The 16263-nt window shown below is 44.4% G+C and carries 16 protein-coding genes; 4 read left to right on the forward strand and 12 right to left on the reverse strand.

Annotated features, from left to right (window positions below; translation table 11 throughout):
* Nucleotides 1–13: 13 nt before the first annotated feature.
* The 11 genes from ACR63N_RS08380 to ACR63N_RS08430 all read right to left on the reverse strand — a co-directional run bounded on the left by ACR63N_RS08380 (nt 14) and on the right by ACR63N_RS08430 (nt 11116).
* A complete protein-coding gene (locus ACR63N_RS08380) occupies nt 14–562 on the reverse strand; it encodes a 3-phenylpropionate/cinnamic acid dioxygenase subunit beta (protein WP_367107442.1) in 549 nt (182 codons plus the stop codon).
* Nucleotides 549–1880, reverse strand: a complete 1332-nt coding sequence (locus ACR63N_RS08385; protein ID WP_367104296.1) for an aromatic ring-hydroxylating oxygenase subunit alpha — start codon at nt 1878–1880, stop codon at nt 549–551. The genes ACR63N_RS08380 and ACR63N_RS08385 overlap by 14 nt, the downstream gene beginning before the upstream one ends.
* Nucleotides 1881–1928: 48 nt before the next feature.
* The gene (locus ACR63N_RS08390) at nt 1929–3779 is read right to left on the reverse strand and encodes an AMP-binding protein (RefSeq protein WP_472781844.1); all 1851 of its coding nucleotides are present in this window, start codon (nt 3777–3779) and stop codon (nt 1929–1931) included.
* A 139-nt stretch (nt 3780–3918) separates the two neighbouring features.
* A complete protein-coding gene (locus tag ACR63N_RS08395) occupies nt 3919–4887 on the reverse strand; it encodes an NAD(P)H-dependent flavin oxidoreductase (protein ID WP_367104294.1) in 969 nt (322 codons plus the stop codon).
* Nucleotides 4888–4892: 5 nt separating this feature from the next.
* Nucleotides 4893–5924 (reverse strand): 4-hydroxy-2-oxovalerate aldolase, encoded by a 1032-nt coding sequence (gene dmpG, locus ACR63N_RS08400; RefSeq protein WP_367107444.1) that lies wholly within the window; start codon nt 5922–5924, stop codon nt 4893–4895.
* On the reverse strand, nt 5921–6868 hold the full coding sequence (locus ACR63N_RS08405; RefSeq protein ID WP_367107445.1) for an acetaldehyde dehydrogenase (acetylating): 948 nt from the start codon (nt 6866–6868) through the stop codon (nt 5921–5923). Before ACR63N_RS08405 ends, dmpG begins: the two co-directional genes overlap by 4 nt.
* Nucleotides 6869–6912: 44 nt before the next feature.
* Nucleotides 6913–7698 (reverse strand): 2-keto-4-pentenoate hydratase, encoded by a 786-nt coding sequence (locus ACR63N_RS08410; RefSeq protein WP_367107446.1) that lies wholly within the window; start codon nt 7696–7698, stop codon nt 6913–6915.
* A 79-nt stretch (nt 7699–7777) separates the two neighbouring features.
* Nucleotides 7778–8665 (reverse strand): VOC family protein, encoded by an 888-nt coding sequence (locus ACR63N_RS08415; RefSeq protein WP_367104290.1) that lies wholly within the window; start codon nt 8663–8665, stop codon nt 7778–7780.
* Between the two features lie 58 nt (nt 8666–8723).
* Nucleotides 8724–9965, reverse strand: a complete 1242-nt coding sequence (locus ACR63N_RS08420) for an NAD(P)/FAD-dependent oxidoreductase (RefSeq protein ID WP_367107447.1) — start codon at nt 9963–9965, stop codon at nt 8724–8726.
* The gene (locus ACR63N_RS08425; protein WP_367104288.1) at nt 9962–10270 is read right to left on the reverse strand and encodes a bifunctional 3-phenylpropionate/cinnamic acid dioxygenase ferredoxin subunit; all 309 of its coding nucleotides are present in this window, start codon (nt 10268–10270) and stop codon (nt 9962–9964) included. Before ACR63N_RS08425 ends, ACR63N_RS08420 begins: the two co-directional genes overlap by 4 nt.
* A gap of 15 nt (nt 10271–10285) precedes the next feature.
* Nucleotides 10286–11116 carry an alpha/beta fold hydrolase gene (locus ACR63N_RS08430; RefSeq protein ID WP_367104287.1) on the reverse strand — a complete coding sequence of 277 codons (831 nt, stop codon included), beginning with the start codon at nt 11114–11116 and terminating at the stop codon, nt 10286–10288.
* A gap of 189 nt (nt 11117–11305) precedes the next feature.
* Here ACR63N_RS08430 and ACR63N_RS08435 point away from each other — a divergent pair, with 189 nt between their 5' ends.
* The 4 genes from ACR63N_RS08435 (at nt 11306) to ACR63N_RS08450 (ending at nt 15038) form a co-directional block, all read left to right on the forward strand.
* A complete protein-coding gene (locus tag ACR63N_RS08435; protein ID WP_367107448.1) occupies nt 11306–11872 on the forward strand; it encodes a TetR/AcrR family transcriptional regulator in 567 nt (188 codons plus the stop codon).
* A gap of 101 nt (nt 11873–11973) precedes the next feature.
* Nucleotides 11974–13041: a TRAP transporter substrate-binding protein gene (locus tag ACR63N_RS08440; protein WP_472782728.1), complete on the forward strand. Its 1068-nt coding sequence runs from the start codon at nt 11974–11976 to the stop codon at nt 13039–13041.
* A 156-nt stretch (nt 13042–13197) separates the two neighbouring features.
* Nucleotides 13198–14280 (forward strand): TRAP transporter substrate-binding protein, encoded by a 1083-nt coding sequence (locus ACR63N_RS08445; RefSeq protein WP_367104284.1) that lies wholly within the window; start codon nt 13198–13200, stop codon nt 14278–14280.
* 83 nt (nt 14281–14363) lie between these two features.
* The gene (locus ACR63N_RS08450; protein WP_367109183.1) at nt 14364–15038 is read left to right on the forward strand and encodes a flavin reductase family protein; all 675 of its coding nucleotides are present in this window, start codon (nt 14364–14366) and stop codon (nt 15036–15038) included.
* 100 nt (nt 15039–15138) lie between these two features.
* Here ACR63N_RS08450 and ACR63N_RS08455 read toward each other — a convergent pair whose 3' ends face one another.
* The gene (locus ACR63N_RS08455; RefSeq protein WP_367104282.1) at nt 15139–16068 is read right to left on the reverse strand and encodes a LysR substrate-binding domain-containing protein; all 930 of its coding nucleotides are present in this window, start codon (nt 16066–16068) and stop codon (nt 15139–15141) included.
* Nucleotides 16069–16263 lie beyond the last annotated feature (195 nt).

Here is a 16263-nt window from a genome sequence, read left to right on the forward strand (position 1 = left end):
ACAGTATAAAAAGCTACATAAATACGTTTAGATTCTTGGTCATAAGCGTAGATTGTTGCAAAAGGATGAGGCGTCCAACTAATCGGTAGTCCTCGCCAACTTTACGCCAAACATCTTTACGTCGTCCCATCAGTGTCGAGTCATCACGCTCAAAGCGGCTGCGATATAGCGTAAATACCGTATGCACTTCCAACTCGTCCGCTTTATCGGTATGAAAGACCTCTAAGTTTGATATAGCGGTCACTTGGCGAGTTGGTGGATCTTCTGTCCAGCACATACCGCTATCATTACGTTTTAGACGCATCATGATCGACTCTTTGTCTTCTTCAAATAAAGATACTCTAGCCGTGGTAATCTCTGGGGTGCGGCTTCTACGTAAGATATTCTCACGTAGCGGTGCCCAATAGATTAGATCATCTTCTAGATTATCTGCCCATTCAGTAAGCAGCTCATGGTTTAATAGATAGGCTTCGTGATTGATAGCCTTTTGTACCTCAAAAAAGGTCTGCAAATCAACATGTTCACCTTTAGCTTCTAGCGCTAGCAATTCATCCCTTGTCATGATGAGCTCCTTGTTGCATTTTTTGTTCTGCTAGTGGAATATTGGCCCAGCTCTCAGCTTCCATAAACTCGCTATAGCGTTTAAAGAATAAACGCTGATTAGCATCCGTAAGCTGACCTTTGGTAACCGTACCGGGCAAATCAATAGGAACCGCCTCGCCTTTAGTTGGATTCATGCCATAGAAAAGTTTTTGATGGCGAGTCACGTATCCAGCATTACTCATGGTCGCCTGCTCCCAGTTCTCACCATCATCCATCTCCAAAATGCCACTAGGAGAAAAGGTACGCATAGCTCCCAATCGCCATTTATCTTTTATCTCATCCGACGCTTCACTAGGCACCAATGTCCAGCTATGTAGCTCCGTCTCCATTGGCCCTTTGGGTAAAAACGTTCTAAAGGTAAGGTAGCCTGGCAAAAATGCGAAGTTCGGAAATATCAAGGCTGAGGCTACAGAACCTAGCAGTTTTGCACGTACTTCTCCAAGACGTTTGCTAATCTCAGCCTCACGAGCGCGCAGATATTTGATAATATCTTTGTCGCCCATCGTCGCTGCATTACCAAAATTATTGGCTAATGAGAACTCCCAGCCATGACCGTTGACACTAGCTTGATAAGAGTTTTCATTAGTGACTACGATTCCGCCAGCTTCTTTAAGCGTCGCCTCTGCTGCGCCTAAGTGCGTCCATAAAGCATGATAGATATCACCTACAAAATTGTCCGCAGGATATTTCCAATTGCATTTGAGTAATGAGCGCGTGGTACCAGGGATAAACTCAGTGCCTTTGTCATCTACATCCAAAATCGCATCTAAATACCAACGAAAATCCCCTAAGTAATCTCCTAAAGATGGCGCTTCTTCATCGAAAGTTGCAAACACCAAGCCCTTATAGGTTTCTACGCGCGCTTTATGTAGTCCCCAGTCCTCTTTTCTAAAACCTTCGGTATTATCATAAAGCTCATTGGCTGGCATGCCGTTTAGTGCGCCATCCAAACCAAATGCCCAGCCGTGATAGTTACAGACGAATGAGCGAATCTTGCCTTCACCGGCAAAGCAGACTTTGTTGCCTCGGTGCGGACAAGCGTTTAGCATGACGTTGATACTACCGTCTTTGGCTCTAGCGACAATCACCGCATCTTCGCCAATATAAGTGGTGATAAATTCGCCGTAAGTTTTGACTTGCGACTCATGCGCTACAAAGTGCCAGCAACGAGCAAATATTTGCTTTAGCTCTTGCTGATAAATAGCGTCATCCCAAAAGATGCGTCTATCTATTAAGCCCTTTTCATAATCTACTAGCGATCGTATATTTATTGACATATTTATCTCCTGACGATAAATGATTTACTGGATTGTAAAAATAATTATTTAAAAGTAGTGAAAGTAGAGGTCTGAGCCTATCTCTTTACTATGCATATCTTCGATAAGTTTCGACCAATTCTCTAGCAAAGCTCGCTGATTTAGATAGCCTTTATCGGTGATCTCATTTTTTTCAATGGATGGCGGCTCAGGTAAAAATGCACATCGACGTATTTTTTTACTGTTACTAAAATTGATCTCGTTATAATCGTTTAATAGCATGACTACTTGATCGACCAATTTCTCAACTTTTTGCAGCTCGCTTGCGTTTTTCTGCTCCTCACTCAAACCGTGCTCACTAGCCAAGCGCTCAATATTTGGCACAATCAGCAAGCCAAGCTCTGGTTGATTATGACCCGTTACAATCGCATCTAGAAAATAAGGTTTTAGGGTGCTAATGACTCCTATTCTGACCTCACCGACGTTGACCCAAGTACCCGAATTTAGCTTGAAGTTCTCCGAGGTTCTGCCATCAAATACCAACCCCGCTGACGGATCATCTGGATCAATTAAGCGTCCAGCGTCTCCCATTGAATAAAACCCCTCTTCATCAAAGGCTTTGGTCGTGGCTTCTTGGTTTCGCCAGTATCCTGGAGTGACGTTAGGGCCGCGTACTGAGAGTCCCAATTTATCTTGTACAGGGGTTAATTTGATATCCGTCCCTGGTAAGGGAACACCAATATTCACCGCTGAGTCCGATTCAAAATTCAGACAAGTAGCGAAAGGCGCGGTTTCTGTAGAGCCCCAACCTGCCAGCAGTTTTGGGCTAGTACCGACAAGCTCCATTGATAGCTCAGCCAATCTGTTCCTAGTCTTGTCAGGTAACGCGGCGGCGGCAATAAAAATAACCTTGACCGCTGAAAAGAACTTGCGCGCTTGGCGATGATTGTCCTCAAACTCTGCTAATAAAGCTTCAATACCAGCCGGGACATTAAAGTGAATATTGGGTTCAATAAGCAGCATATTTTCAATGGTACGGCCGATATGCCCTGGTACAGGCTTACCATCATCGATAGTAATAGTGCCGCCATTAAATAGAGCAATATTGACGCAGACGTTGCCGCCAAAGGTATGGCTCCAAGGTAGCCAGCTGACTAAGCTTGGCTTCATATCTGCTAAAAAAGGCCACATCTTATAAAGGGCGAACTGATTGCTATACATCATTCTATGCGTATTGATAACGCCCTTTGGATTGCCTGTAGAGCCTGAGGTCATCATGACTTTAGCTATAGTATCTTGAGTAACACTACTTCTTTTTTGGGTCACTTCTTCATCAGTAATTTGCGCTAGGCTGCGAATAGCTGGCACCTCTTCCATATCGGAATTAAAGGCAATACAAGGTATGTCGTAATTTTCAAGTACAGACTTTGCCGCATCTTTGAAAATGTTAGTATTACTAAAATGAATAACGCCTGGTTTTACAACATCAATAACACTATGAAGACGTCCGAAGGTCTCACCATATAAGGCATAAGCAATAGAGATAGGCGCTACTGGCACACCAATAGTCATGGCAGCGAAGGCTACTAAAGCATGATTGATAGAGTTTGGTGCTACTATCATCAGCGGCTTATCTTCTGAGATGTCAAGCGATCCTAAATGCGTTGCGATATTTTTGACTTTGGCTGCAAACTCCTTATAGGATATCTCCAACCAACCATCGGCTGCTCTCTCGCGCATACAGACTGTATTCGGCGCGCGCTGTGCCCAGTAATCGATACAATCTAGCATCGTATAGTCGTCTAAATTAAGCGGCTCTTTATTACGGAATATAACTTCACCGCGAGCATTTTCTTCTGCGATAACATCGTGACGCCCAAGCTTTATCTCTGAGTCCGTTGTGAACGTAAATTCAATCATGTCGACTGTCCTTCCATGGTTTAGATCCGTTTGAATCTCTCTTCATCCTTTAAATTCTTTCTTTTACCCTAATTACTACTAAGCTGCCTTTATCTAACCTTCTTTATCTATTGTCTACCTTACTGGTCTTTGTCTACTGCTAGGCTTTAGGCCACTCGGCAAGCTCGGCATTAAGATCTGACTTTACCGTCTTAAATTGAGCTACTAATGAATCAACGACTTCTGCTACGCTTTGAATAGATTCAGTTGCGCTTACGCCGTGACCTGCGCCCCAAGTATCTTTCCAGGCTTTACTCTCACCGTGTATGTCAGAAAAATCAATTTCTGTACTGCCTTTTGATGACTTTAGATCAAAGCCTGACTTCTCTAAACTGGACTTTAACCAGTTGGCCATGACGCCTGAGACCACATCCGAGGTGACAATATCTGCCATCGATGAGTTAACGAGCATATCGCGGTAATCATCGGTCACTAAACTCTCAGGACAGCTAATAAAGCGCGTACCCATGTAGGCAAAGTCGGCTCCGAGAGCCAGCAGAGCAGCAATTGATTTGGCACTTTGAATAGCGCCGCCAACGATAATAGGCCCATCATAAAAACGGCGCACCTCTTCTACAAAGGCAAAAGCTGAGTACTGACCCGTATGACCACCTGCACCAGAACAAACTAAGATAAGTCCATCGACGCCAGCGTCTACTGCTTTTTTAGCCTGCTCAGCATTGATCACATCTGCAAACACCTTACCGCCAAAGGCATGTACCCTATCAAGGACACGTTTGGGACTGCCAAGCGCGGTGACAACGAATTTGGGCTTATAACGCTCAACTAACTGTAATTCGTCTTCAAAGCGATCATAGCTTTTATGGACGATCATATTCATCGCCCACATGCCTTCATAGTCTGTACCTTTAAGCTCGGCTTCGATCTTATCGAGCCAATTTTCTAGATCAGTAATCGTCCGAGCATTGGGAGCAGGGAAACAGCCTATAATTCCCGCTTTAGCAGCAGCAATAGTCAAATCAGGACCTGATATCAAGAACATGGGCGCAACGATAACGGGCAATTTCATCTTGTCATATAGTGAGGATACGATTTCTCTATTGGCCATGATTGTTAACCCTTTTGTGCATTGATTAAATCTAAAGCTACATCGACAATCATATCTTCTTGACCGCCTATAAGCTTACGTCTGCCAACTTCAACTAATATCTCTCTGACATCGATATCGTACTGCTCAGCTACTTTTTCAGCATGGCGCAAAAAGCTAGAATAGACACCAGCATAACCCAACGTTAACGTTTCTCGATCCACACGAACGGGACGATCTTGTAGTGGTCTGACTAGGCTTTCAGCGGCATCCATGAGTTTGTAGAGGTCACAACCATGCTGCCATCCTAAACGATTGATAGCAGCAATAAAGACCTCTAGTGGCGCATTACCTGCGCCTGCACCCATACCAGTTAATGACGCATCTACCCGAGTTACCCCGTTTTCAACCGCCACAATACTATTGGCAACGCCTAAACTTAAGTTGTGGTGAGCATGGATCCCAAGCTCAGTACTGCTGTCTAAATTGTCACGTAGCGCTTTGACCCGATCGGCAATATCGTTCATGTTCATAGCGCCGCCGCTGTCTACTACGTAAACGCAGCCAGCACCATAAGATTCCATAAGCTTAGCTTGCTCAGCAAGTTTGTCAGGCGCTGACATGTGCGACATCATTAAAAAGCCAATGGTATCCATGCCCATCTCTTTGGCGGTTTCGATATGCTGCTTTGAGACGTCAGCTTCAGTACAATGGGTCGCTACTCGCACTGAGCGCACGCCAAGATCATAAGCTCTTTTTAGATCTTTTACCGAGCCAATACCGGGCAGTAAAAGCGTCGTTAATACCGCTTTATCCAATACGTCAGCGACCGCCTCTAACCACTCCCAATCAGTGTGCGCGCCAAAACCGTAATTAAAACTACTACCGCTCAGGCCATCGCCATGGGCAACTTCAATAGCGTCAACGCCAGCATCTTCTAGCGCTTTAGCAATATCACGTACATGATCGATACCGTACTGATGACGGATAGCATGCATGCCATCACGCAGGGTCACATCTTGGATATATAACTTTTTATCACTTATATGATTATTCATGATTTTTCTCCATCTTGTACTTGTCTGGCTAGCGCAATCTTTTCAGCTGTTTTCAGGGCAGCTGAGGTCATAATATCTAGATTGCCTGCATAAGAAGGTAGATAATGAGCGGCGCCTTCTACCTCAAGAAATATGGATGTTTTTAGTCCCGTTAGCGTACCGATATCTGGTATATGTAAAGGGTTTTGCTCGGTATAGCGCTCAAACTGCACCTCTTGCTTTAAGCGATAGCCAGGTACATAGCTTTGTACTTCTTTTATCATCTCAGCGACACTAGCTCTGATATCGTCTTCCTTAGCGTCTTCAGAAAAGGTCAGTACGGTATCGCGCATAATCATCGGTGGTTCAGCAGGATTGAGCACGATGATGGCTTTGCCTTTTTTTGCGCCGCCCACCTCTTCAATCGCTTTGGAGGTAGTCTCGGTAAATTCATCAATATTGGCCCTAGTACCGGGTCCAGCTGATTTTGAAGAAATAGAAGCTACGATTTCGGCGTAGTGGACAGGCGCTATTCGTGATACGGCGTGAACCATAGGAATAGTAGCTTGACCACCGCAAGTGACCATATTGACATTAAGCTTGGTAATATTAGAGTCGCCATTAACCGCAGGCACGATAAAGGGGCCCACAGCTGCTGGCGTCAAATCAACGATAATCTTACCCGCTTCATTGCAGATCTTTGCATGTTTGGCGTGAGCCGAGGCAGAGGTGGCATCAAAAACGATATCGATATCTTGCCATTCAGGCATTGCCGTTAGACCATCAATACCTTCGTGAGTAGTCCCTACTCCCATGCTTTTGGCACGAGCTAATCCATCAGACTCAGGATCAACACCCACCATAGCGACTATTTCTAAATCTTGAGAGGTCTTGAGAATTTTGATCATCAAATCGGTTCCAATATTGCCTGAACCTATGATCGCGACTTTCGTTTTATCTGACATATTATTGACATCCTTTTCGATTAATGGACTTCCTATGCACTTAACTATTCGGTAAAACTCACTGAAACACTATTAAGACCATCTATAGTAGCGCTAAAGGTATCATTTGATTCCACAGCTATCATAGGCCCCAAAGCGCCTGATAGCACCACATCGCCTGCTCTAAGTGGTTGACCATTTTCGATCATCATATTAGCGAGCCATAGCGTGGCTAACAAAGGATTGCCTAGACAGGCGCGGCCTTCGCCTTCTGAGACTACTTCATCGCCTTTTGACAGCTGCATTTGGCAATTTTCTAAATCTAATTGGCTTAAGGGTACCGGCGTGGTTCCCATAATAATCCCGCCATAAGAGGCGTTATCAGCGATAGTATCAAATAAGCTGATGTCCCAATTCTCAACGCGGCTATCGACAATCTCCAAAGCAGCAACAGCGTAATCAACAGCATTGATGACATCGATAATAGTGAGATTATCAGCGTCCAAGTCAGATTTGAGCACAAAGGCAATCTCAGCTTCTATTTTGGGCTGCAAAAACTGACTTGCAGGTATCTGTGCCCCTGAACAATAGCAAGTATCGGCATAGACCATTCCGTAATCGGGTTGATCAACGCCCAGCTGTGCTTGTACCGCAGTTGAAGTCAGACCGATTTTGCGGCCAATAGTGACCCTGCCTTGCTCGCTCCAGCGGCGGTGATTCTCTTGCTGGATTTGGTAAGCCAAGGCAATATCTTTAACGTCCACTTGATGACGCAGCGGCGCGACTGCTCCTTTTTTATAAGCATCAAAAAGTGAGGGGGCTAGGTTTGCTAGGCTATGCTTATTGCTCATAATTTATAATTCTCGTGTTAACTGTTTTCATATTTATAATTTTCGTGTCTACAGCACTTATAACTGCAAGTTATGAATGTTATTTGCGCGGAGGACGTTGGAATTTATGTCCCCAAGCGGAATTGACGTGATGAACTTTGACGTGCCAACTATCATCATCCACCTCTATAGCACCCCAGCCGAATTCGACATCGAAACCAGAAGGACTCATAGTATAAAAGGACAACATCTCGTCATTGGAGTGGCGACCTAGGGTAAATGAGAAATGCGCGCCCGCTTTTTCAGCGGCGTCCATAGCTCGGCCAACGTCATCGATATCATCGACTTGCAGCATAATGTGCGCGATCTTTGCAGGAATGGGCACTGGTGCCAGTGCCAAAGAGTGATGGCGACCGTTACAGCGTAAAAAAGAGATGTTCAAAGGTTTACCAGGAATGACCTCGGTATTGATGTAATCTGAGACTTTAAACCCTAAAAGCTGGGTATAAAAAGCTTCTTGGGCGGCGTGATCTTTACTAATGAGCACGATATGACCAAGGCCTTGCTCACCGGTGACAAAGCGAAAGCCTCTGGGACTGACAAAAGGTTTATTGGTCATTTGCAATGGGCCATAAAAAGCTTCGCAGCGCGTGCCGTCAGGATCACTAAAAACAATGAGCTCTTTGACTTGTCGCGCTTTGGCTAGCTCCTCTGAACCTACCTCGAAATCAACGCCTTCAGCAGTCAAACGCGCTTTTAAGCTCTCTAGGTCGCGCTGATCGCTGACCTCCCAGCCCACATAATCAAGATTATCATGCTCAGCGTTTGTTAAACGAATACGCCAAGCATAAGAGTCGATACGGATTAACATATCGCCGTTATCATCATCTGTGATACTGACGCCAAGTATGTTTTCAGCGTAATCGCGCCAGCCTTTTGGGTCGGAGATAGAAAATCCAAGATAGCCCAAAGCTTTAATTTCTGACATGTTAAAGTTCCTTTTTAACTGCTTTATCGTTTAAATACTGGATCGTTTACGCTTTATCTTAACCGCGCATCAGCTTACGCAGTGGTACCTCTATATCAACCAACTGTGAAGGCTCGATATGTACATCGTTCTTAATCATGCGCATCGCCGCACGCACCGCATTGGGATTATTGACACTTACCGCCCCAATAACACGATTATCGACAACACTAAAGTACACAGGCCAATCGCCCTCGTCTCTGACGACTAAATGCTCTTTAGTAGGCAAAATCTTACCGGCCATCTCTATATGTAAGTCGCCTTGATCTGACCAAAACCAATCAACGGGCTCTGGTGGAAGCGCTTCGTTTAGAATCGATGCCGCAGTACGCTCGCCTTGATACTGTGCTGATTGCCAGTGCTCGTGGCGTATAGTGGAGCCATCAGGTTGAGTCACTGCCGCCACATCGCCAGCGGCATAAATGCCCGGAAACATGGTAGCTTGGTTTTCATCGACCTGAATGCCGCCCGTCGTTTTATTCAAAATCTGCGATTTGATCGCATCAGAAAAATAAGGCGTTTCTGGAATCATACCTACGCCCATGACTACAGCATCGACATCAATTGCGGTGCCATCGTCAAACAAGATAGACACCTGACCATCTGTCTGCTCTATAAACTTATTGATGCGGCAGTTAGTAACCAGCTCTACCCCTTGTCCGCAATGATTTTCTACGATTTTCTCGCAAAGCGCCTCAGGTAATAGATGCGCCATAGGCAGTTCAACCGCATCTAACCAATGCACTAAAGCACCAGACTGAGATAAAGAAGCCGTAGTTTCAGCTCCGATAAAGCCGCCGCCAATAACTGCGACGCGAGCATTGGGTTTTATTCTTTGACGCAAATTATGAGCATCTTCATAGTTGCGTAGCACCAATACTTGCGATAAATTAGCACCTTCTATAGGTAAACGTCTGGCTTCCCCGCCTGTTGCTAATACTATGACATCAGCGCTTAACTCTTCGCCTGATTCAAGAGTGACTTTACGTGATACAGGATCTACTTGATCAACACACGCGCCAAATTGAGTGTTGATATTAAACGCCACTAATTCGTCATCTTTTATTAAAGCGACGTCTTTACTAGTAGTCTCTGCATTCATCAGAATTTGTTTAGACAATGGCGGCCTTTCATAAGCACCATTTTTGTCTTTATCAATCAGCGTAATGTCACCCAAAAAGCCACCATTTCGTAGTTGCCGAACACAGTTTATCCCAGCTGCACTAGCACCTATGACGATGACCGACTCAACCTCATTCATTGAGGAACCTCAATGTATATCTCGCCATCTTTGATCTCGACTGCATAAGTATTAACCGCTTCCATCGCAGGCGGGTTCTCAGGCACTCCTGTTTTTAGGCAAAACACCGACATATGCAGCGGACACTCAACCGTGTCCCCTTCTACAAAACCATCGCAAAATGAGGCTTGAGCATGCGTACACGTATCATCGATAGCATATACCTCACCGCTTTCGCCGCGAATGACTGCAATAGGCGCTGCAAACTGGTCCAATTTGATCGCTTCACCGATCTCTAAATCATCTAATTTACCGACATGAAACATAACTTTTCTACCTTATTATTCTGCTGAAAAATGATTTATAACCAGTTGTAAGAATTCTTTAGGTCTCTCAGCCATCACCCAATGTCCGCAGTTGGCTAATACATGTAAGTCCGCATTCGGCATAGAACGACCCAGCTTAAAGCCCATCTCTGTTGGCACTACTTTGTCTTCGCGGCCATGAATAACGATAGCCGGGTGCTCAATTTTGGCGACCACATGTTCAGGCATCCCCGAAAGCTCGGTCTCACCTTCCTCATTTGGCTCTATGAGCAGCTTACGCAGACCTTCTTGAGCACCCGGAATAAGGCTGGTTTGATAACGCTCCTCCACCAAATCATCGGTGATGGTCTCTGGATGATAAGGGAAGTGTGACATCGCTTTACGCATGTTTTCACGTGATGGCGTATAGTCCCAGCCAGAACGCAGGCCCGGAGTCATATAAAATTTGTCACAAGGGGTGCCCATCAAACAGAGCTTGGAGAAGCGTTCAGGAAAGCGTGCAGCTGTGGCTAGGGTCAACGAGCCACCAAAGGAGTTACCAATGACATTGGTTTTATCGATCTCAAGCGCATCTAAAAACCCAAGTAAGTGCTTACCCCAGTGTTTGATGTCATAAGAAAAATTTGGATCTCTTTCGGTATGACCGAAACCTGCCAAATCTGGCGCGATGACGCGAAAGTGTTTGGCCAACTCAGGAATGATTTTGCGCCAATTGGTATAAGCAGAAACGCCAGGCCCAGAACCATGAAGCAATAATAAAGGCTCGCCTGCGCCCATTTCTAAATAGTTAGTTTGCAGTCCAAACGCTTCAATTGTTTTACCTTTGCCAGAGTCAGTGACTTGCATATTTGATCTTCCTTGATATCTAGTTCTCTTAAATAGTTGTTTTCCTTCTTATTTACAGTAATGTAATTAATTCATCGTGTCAATACGCCACCGTATGTTTTTATTTTTTTTTGTGCTAAACTCTAGTCACAGTATTCAAATTCACTATGTTTGTTGACCATATAATCTACAACTTTGGGAGGGTATTGAGTGAGCTTGACTAGCAAAAAACCTTCACAATCAAGTAGTTTGACAGCTGAAGACTGGCTACAAATAGCAGAGTCTGAGCTAGCTAAACACGGTATATCTGCAATAAAGGTTGAAGTGTTAGCGAAGAAACTAAAGGTGACCAAAGGCAGCTTTTATTGGCATTTTAGCGATCGCAACGATCTGTTTAGACAATTATTAACCAGATGGCGTGCCCGCTCTACCAGTGCCATTATTAATCGTATCAATAGTGCTAATTTAACGCCAAAAGGACGTTTAAAGGAATTGTTTTTACTGCCCCATCGGCAGACAGGACGCATCGATGGCGCTGCATTGGAGCTGGCAATACGTAATTGGTCACAGAATAACAGTATTGTGAAAAAAAGCTTAAATGATGTTGATAACTACCGTCTTACTTTTATTGCTGAGATTTACGAAGCTTTAGAATACGATAAACCGCAAGCTGAGCTGATGGCTGCGAGGTTTTATTACACCATCTTAGGGATGTCGATGATCGAAACTGAGCAGACTGACGAGCATGTTGAGCGAATATTTGAAACGCTGTTGTAATTTAAAACGTTACTGTAGGTAGTGGCGTTTTAATCACTGTAGTTGTATCGCTAATATATTTTGTATTAGTACCATTAACCACCATCGAAAAGGAATTGATGATGAAATTAAAGTTGAACGCAGGGATTGCTCTAGCGGCCTTAATTAGCTTTACTGGCTGTAGTCAGCAAAGCGAGACAACAAGTACAAACGCAGATAATTCAACTGCAAGCTCCCAAGACGTGACTACCTTACGTCTTTCACATTTTTGGCCAAGCACGGCGGCTATGCAGACGGAAGTTTTGGAGCCATGGGCCAAACAAATAGAAGAAGACTCTAATGGCAGACTGGTTATTGAGCTCTTTCCTTCTGCTACTCTTAGTAAGCCTGACACCACTTATGATTCTGTAGTAAATGGTACTGTTGATATTGGCGCTCAGGTTTTAGGCTATATCAATGGTCGTTTCCAGCTCACCCAGATTGCTGAGCTGCCAGGCCTTGCCAATTCGGGTACCCAAATGAGCTGTATGCTACAAAAGCTTTATGACGACGGCGATATCTCTAATGAGTTTGAAGATACTAAACCGTTGTTTATGATTGGGGCCGGTCCTAGTGTTATTCATACTGTTGATAACCCTATTCGCACGCCAGATGATTTAAGAGGTTTGCGTATCCGCCGGCCTTCAACGATCGCAGGTGATGTTATCGAGATGTCAGGGGGATCGCCTGTCGGTTTACCGGTCTCGGATCTATACACCTCTTTACAGCGCGGCGTCATTGACGGTACTAGCCTACCATGGAGTCCTACTGGCGATTTCAAACTCACCGAGATCTCTAACACCCATACCAACATCCCTATTTATAGCTCGGCTTTGCTGATGACTATGAATAAAGACAAATACAATAGCCTGCCTGATGATCTTAAAAAAGTAATCGATGATAATTCAGGAACCGTGATGTCTACCGCAGTGGGCGAGATGTTTAACCGTGAAGACGATAAGTTTCACGATCAAGCGGCAGCCAAAGGCGACATCATGGTAGATATACCCGATCCTTTAAACGATCCAGCATGGGGACCCATACTTACACAAGCGACCCAAAAGTATTTAGACGATGTTGAAGCAACGGGACTACCTGCTCAAGAGGTCTATCAAAAAGCGCAAGCAGCCAGTGAGTTTTGTCAGTCTTAATTTAAAGTATTTTTTATTAGGGCTGGTTATCAAAGCTTGTCAGTAGATATAGCAGCCCTTTTCTGATTTTTGATTTGGAGTATATTTTTACCTTTTAGTACCCCTAAGTACTAAGTATTAGCCTCATTATCTACTATGGAAAAGGAATTCATAATTATGACGACTGTAACAAAACGCAAGCTTACTGCAGGTATAACGCTAGCTGCTTTGATGGGCATCACGGGCTGCTCGCAGCAAAGCGCTACAGAAGCTACAAGTACAGCAGACACTACAGCTACTAGCTCTCAAGAGGTAACTACTTTACGTCTGTCACATTTTTGGCCAAGCACGGCGGCTATGCATACTGAGGTCGTAGAACCTTGGGCCCAAAAAATTGCCGAAGAATCAGATGGCAGGCTACTCGTTGAGATCTACCCTTCTGCTTCGCTTAGCAAACCTGACGTGACCTATGACTCTATTGCCAAGGGTACTGTTGATATTGGTATTCAGGTTCCAGGCTATATCAATGGCCGCTTTCCCCTAACTCAGGTTGCTGAGCTGCCAGGGCTGTCTAATACGGCTGGGCAAATGAGCTGTATGCTACAAAAGCTCTATGATGATGGCGATATCTCAAGCGAGTATGAGGATACTAAACTGCTCTTTATGATTGGCGCCGGTCCTAGCGTTATTCATAGCATTGATACAGCCATTCGTACACCAGCTGATATGAAGGGTCTGCGTATCCGCCGTCCTTCAGATATTGCGGGTAATATTATTGAAATTGCAGGCGCGTCTCCAGTTGGCTTGCCAGCTTCTGATCTTTATACCTCGCTCCAGCGCGGTGTTATCGATGGCATGAGCCTACCTTGGAGCCCTGCCGGTTCATTTAGGTTGACTGAGATTGTCAACAACCACACCAATATGCCTATCTATAGCTCCGCTTTGCTAATGGCTATGAACAAAGATAAATACAACAGCCTGCCTGATGATCTTAAAAAAGTCATTGATGATAACTCAGGAGTTTCTATGGCGATGGCTGCAGGTGAGATGTTCGACAAAGAGGACAGCAAATTTCGCGCTGAGTCAAAAGCCAAAGGCGATGTAATGATAGATATTCCTGATCCTTTGAATGATCCAAATTGGGGTCCAGTATTGAAAGAGGCGACACAAAAATATCTAAACGATGTTGAGGCAGCTGGCCTAGATGCTCAAGGAACCTACCAAAAAGCGCAAGCGGCTAGTACGGCTTGTGAGACTTAATTTATTTAAAAACCTTTAAATTAAGGGTAGTTGTATAGTAAAGCGTGTTTTTAACTTCAATAACGCATTAATAAGGATAGTTTATGCATTATTCTCCCAAAAAAGATGGCGCGCGTAGCCATGGTCTGCCCTTTGATCCGTTCAAAAGCAGCACCGTCCCTCGTCCTATCGGCTGGATCTCGACGATATCTAAAGATGGCAAGCCCAACCTTGCTCCTTATAGCCAATACCAAAACTTAACTTGGGATCCACCGATGGTGATGTTTGTCGCCAACCAGTCCAACGTAGATGACGGTCAAAGCCGCAAGGATACGGTACGTAATCTTGAACAAACCGGGTGGTTTGTCTGGAATATGGCTACTTATGACTTACGTGAAGCGGTCAACAAATCTGCCAAAGCGCTGCCTTATGGCGAAGATGAGTTTGAATTTGCTGGTGTTACCAAGGCTGATTGCATTGAGGCACCTGCGCCGCGAGTGGCCGAATCACCCATCAACTTTGAGATTGAATATGTGCAGTCTATCCGTATTCCAACAGGGGACGCCGTTTCAACATTCGATATTATTATCGGTCGTGTGGCGCATGTCCATATTAAAGATGAGTTCATTATGGACAATGGTAAGATCGATATTGAAGCGATCAAGCCCTTAGCGCGTCTTGGATACTATGATTATACGGTCGTAGAAAAGATATTTGAGATGAAGGCTCCTGGAGCTTCAGAAGGTGAGCTTGCAGGTTTGGAAGGACGAACAGACTAGAATATCTCCATTGAACCATACTTAATCCCAGTTTTAACTAACTGTTGAAGCTGGGGTTAAACTAGTTATTCTAGTGGTATCATTCGGTTTAAAAATTCACCTAAATCTGTTCCCGCTGATAAATAAATCCTTCTTCGTCATAAATCTGATACGTGACTTCTAGTAGAGTTTTCAGCAGCTCTGACTTATCAAAATGCCGGACATTCATGATAACAGGAGATACCAGTAGACCATCTTCAAATGGGATATAAGTCACTTCTTGGTTACGCAGATGCTCCAGCGTTTTTGGAACAATGGTTACCCCTTCACCTGCGGCAACTAGTCCTAATGCCACATGTAGCTCACTGACCTCTGTAAAATGGCTGGGCTTTAAGTTGCGAGCCTCAAATAATTCTAGTACGTAATTGATAAAACTAGGCCGCGGCGCTTTTGGGTACAGTAATAAGCGCTCCTCTGTCAGATCGGTAAGATTCACATCAATACGCTGAGCGTTAAGCTGCTCCTGTGCCATATGATGACTTAAGGGTACAGCAACAACCAAACTCTCCTCTCTGAGCAAAATACGTCTAACAGACGCATCTTCAAATAGCAACCTACCAAAGCCTACATCTATCTTGCCACTAGTCAGCGCTTGAGTTTGTTGCCACGAATTTAGCTCGTGCAGTTTAAGCTCTATGTTAGGATAGACTTGACGAAAGCGCGCAATAACTCTGGGCAAGATTCCGTAGAGAATGGATGAAACAAAGCCTATCGACAACGAGCTATCGAACGCGCCTTTACGCATAGTCATAGCACGCAAGTTATCAGATTTTCTTAAAATTTGAATGGCATGCTCATAGAAAAACTCGCCCGCCTCAGTAAGTTTTAAAGGACGATTGTCTCTATCGATTAAAGTAACGCCTATCTCCTCTTCTAGCTGTTTGATCTGGCGGCTTAGAGGGGGCTGGGAGATATAAAGGCGTTCGGCAGCTTTATTAAAACTTTTTTCCTCTGCTACAGCCACAAAGTAGCGTAAATGTCTAAGCTCCATTTTTCTTATCCTTGATTATGCTAGCGGCTATGGGTCAAACCGGCCACGATAAAGGTTCTTTGTCACCAGTAAACTTTATACCTAAATAACATAACATAGCACAATTGACTCCTATAATTCTTCATACAATATACCCAGAAGGTATTAAAATTAAACCAAATAGGTCTTAGACAGGGTGCTGTTTGCCCTTTATAG

It is taken from the genome of Psychrobacter sp. M4 (assembly GCF_055699795.1).

What these genes read in the sequence shown, in the direction of transcription:
- ACR63N_RS08380 (WP_367107442.1), bottom strand. Translation starts at nt 562, where the DNA reads ATGACAAGGGATGAATTGCTAGCGCTAGAAGCTAAAGGTGAACATGTT.
- ACR63N_RS08410 (WP_367107446.1), bottom strand. Translation starts at nt 7,698, where the DNA reads ATGAGCAATAAGCATAGCCTAGCAAACCTAGCCCCCTCACTTTTTGAT.
- ACR63N_RS08440 (WP_472782728.1), top strand. Translation starts at nt 11,974, where the DNA reads ATGAAATTAAAGTTGAACGCAGGGATTGCTCTAGCGGCCTTAATTAGC.
- dmpG (WP_367107444.1), bottom strand. Translation starts at nt 5,924, where the DNA reads ATGAATAATCATATAAGTGATAAAAAGTTATATATCCAAGATGTGACC.
- ACR63N_RS08450 (WP_367109183.1), top strand. Translation starts at nt 14,364, where the DNA reads ATGCATTATTCTCCCAAAAAAGATGGCGCGCGTAGCCATGGTCTGCCC.
- ACR63N_RS08395 (WP_367104294.1), bottom strand. Translation starts at nt 4,887, where the DNA reads ATGGCCAATAGAGAAATCGTATCCTCACTATATGACAAGATGAAATTG.
- ACR63N_RS08385 (WP_367104296.1), bottom strand. Translation starts at nt 1,880, where the DNA reads ATGTCAATAAATATACGATCGCTAGTAGATTATGAAAAGGGCTTAATA.
- ACR63N_RS08445 (WP_367104284.1), top strand. Translation starts at nt 13,198, where the DNA reads ATGACGACTGTAACAAAACGCAAGCTTACTGCAGGTATAACGCTAGCT.
- ACR63N_RS08420 (WP_367107447.1), bottom strand. Translation starts at nt 9,965, where the DNA reads ATGAATGAGGTTGAGTCGGTCATCGTCATAGGTGCTAGTGCAGCTGGG.
- ACR63N_RS08455 (WP_367104282.1), bottom strand. Translation starts at nt 16,068, where the DNA reads ATGGAGCTTAGACATTTACGCTACTTTGTGGCTGTAGCAGAGGAAAAA.
- ACR63N_RS08425 (WP_367104288.1), bottom strand. Translation starts at nt 10,270, where the DNA reads ATGTTTCATGTCGGTAAATTAGATGATTTAGAGATCGGTGAAGCGATC.
- ACR63N_RS08405 (WP_367107445.1), bottom strand. Translation starts at nt 6,868, where the DNA reads ATGTCAGATAAAACGAAAGTCGCGATCATAGGTTCAGGCAATATTGGA.
- ACR63N_RS08430 (WP_367104287.1), bottom strand. Translation starts at nt 11,116, where the DNA reads ATGCAAGTCACTGACTCTGGCAAAGGTAAAACAATTGAAGCGTTTGGA.
- ACR63N_RS08415 (WP_367104290.1), bottom strand. Translation starts at nt 8,665, where the DNA reads ATGTCAGAAATTAAAGCTTTGGGCTATCTTGGATTTTCTATCTCCGAC.
- ACR63N_RS08390 (WP_472781844.1), bottom strand. Translation starts at nt 3,779, where the DNA reads ATGATTGAATTTACGTTCACAACGGACTCAGAGATAAAGCTTGGGCGT.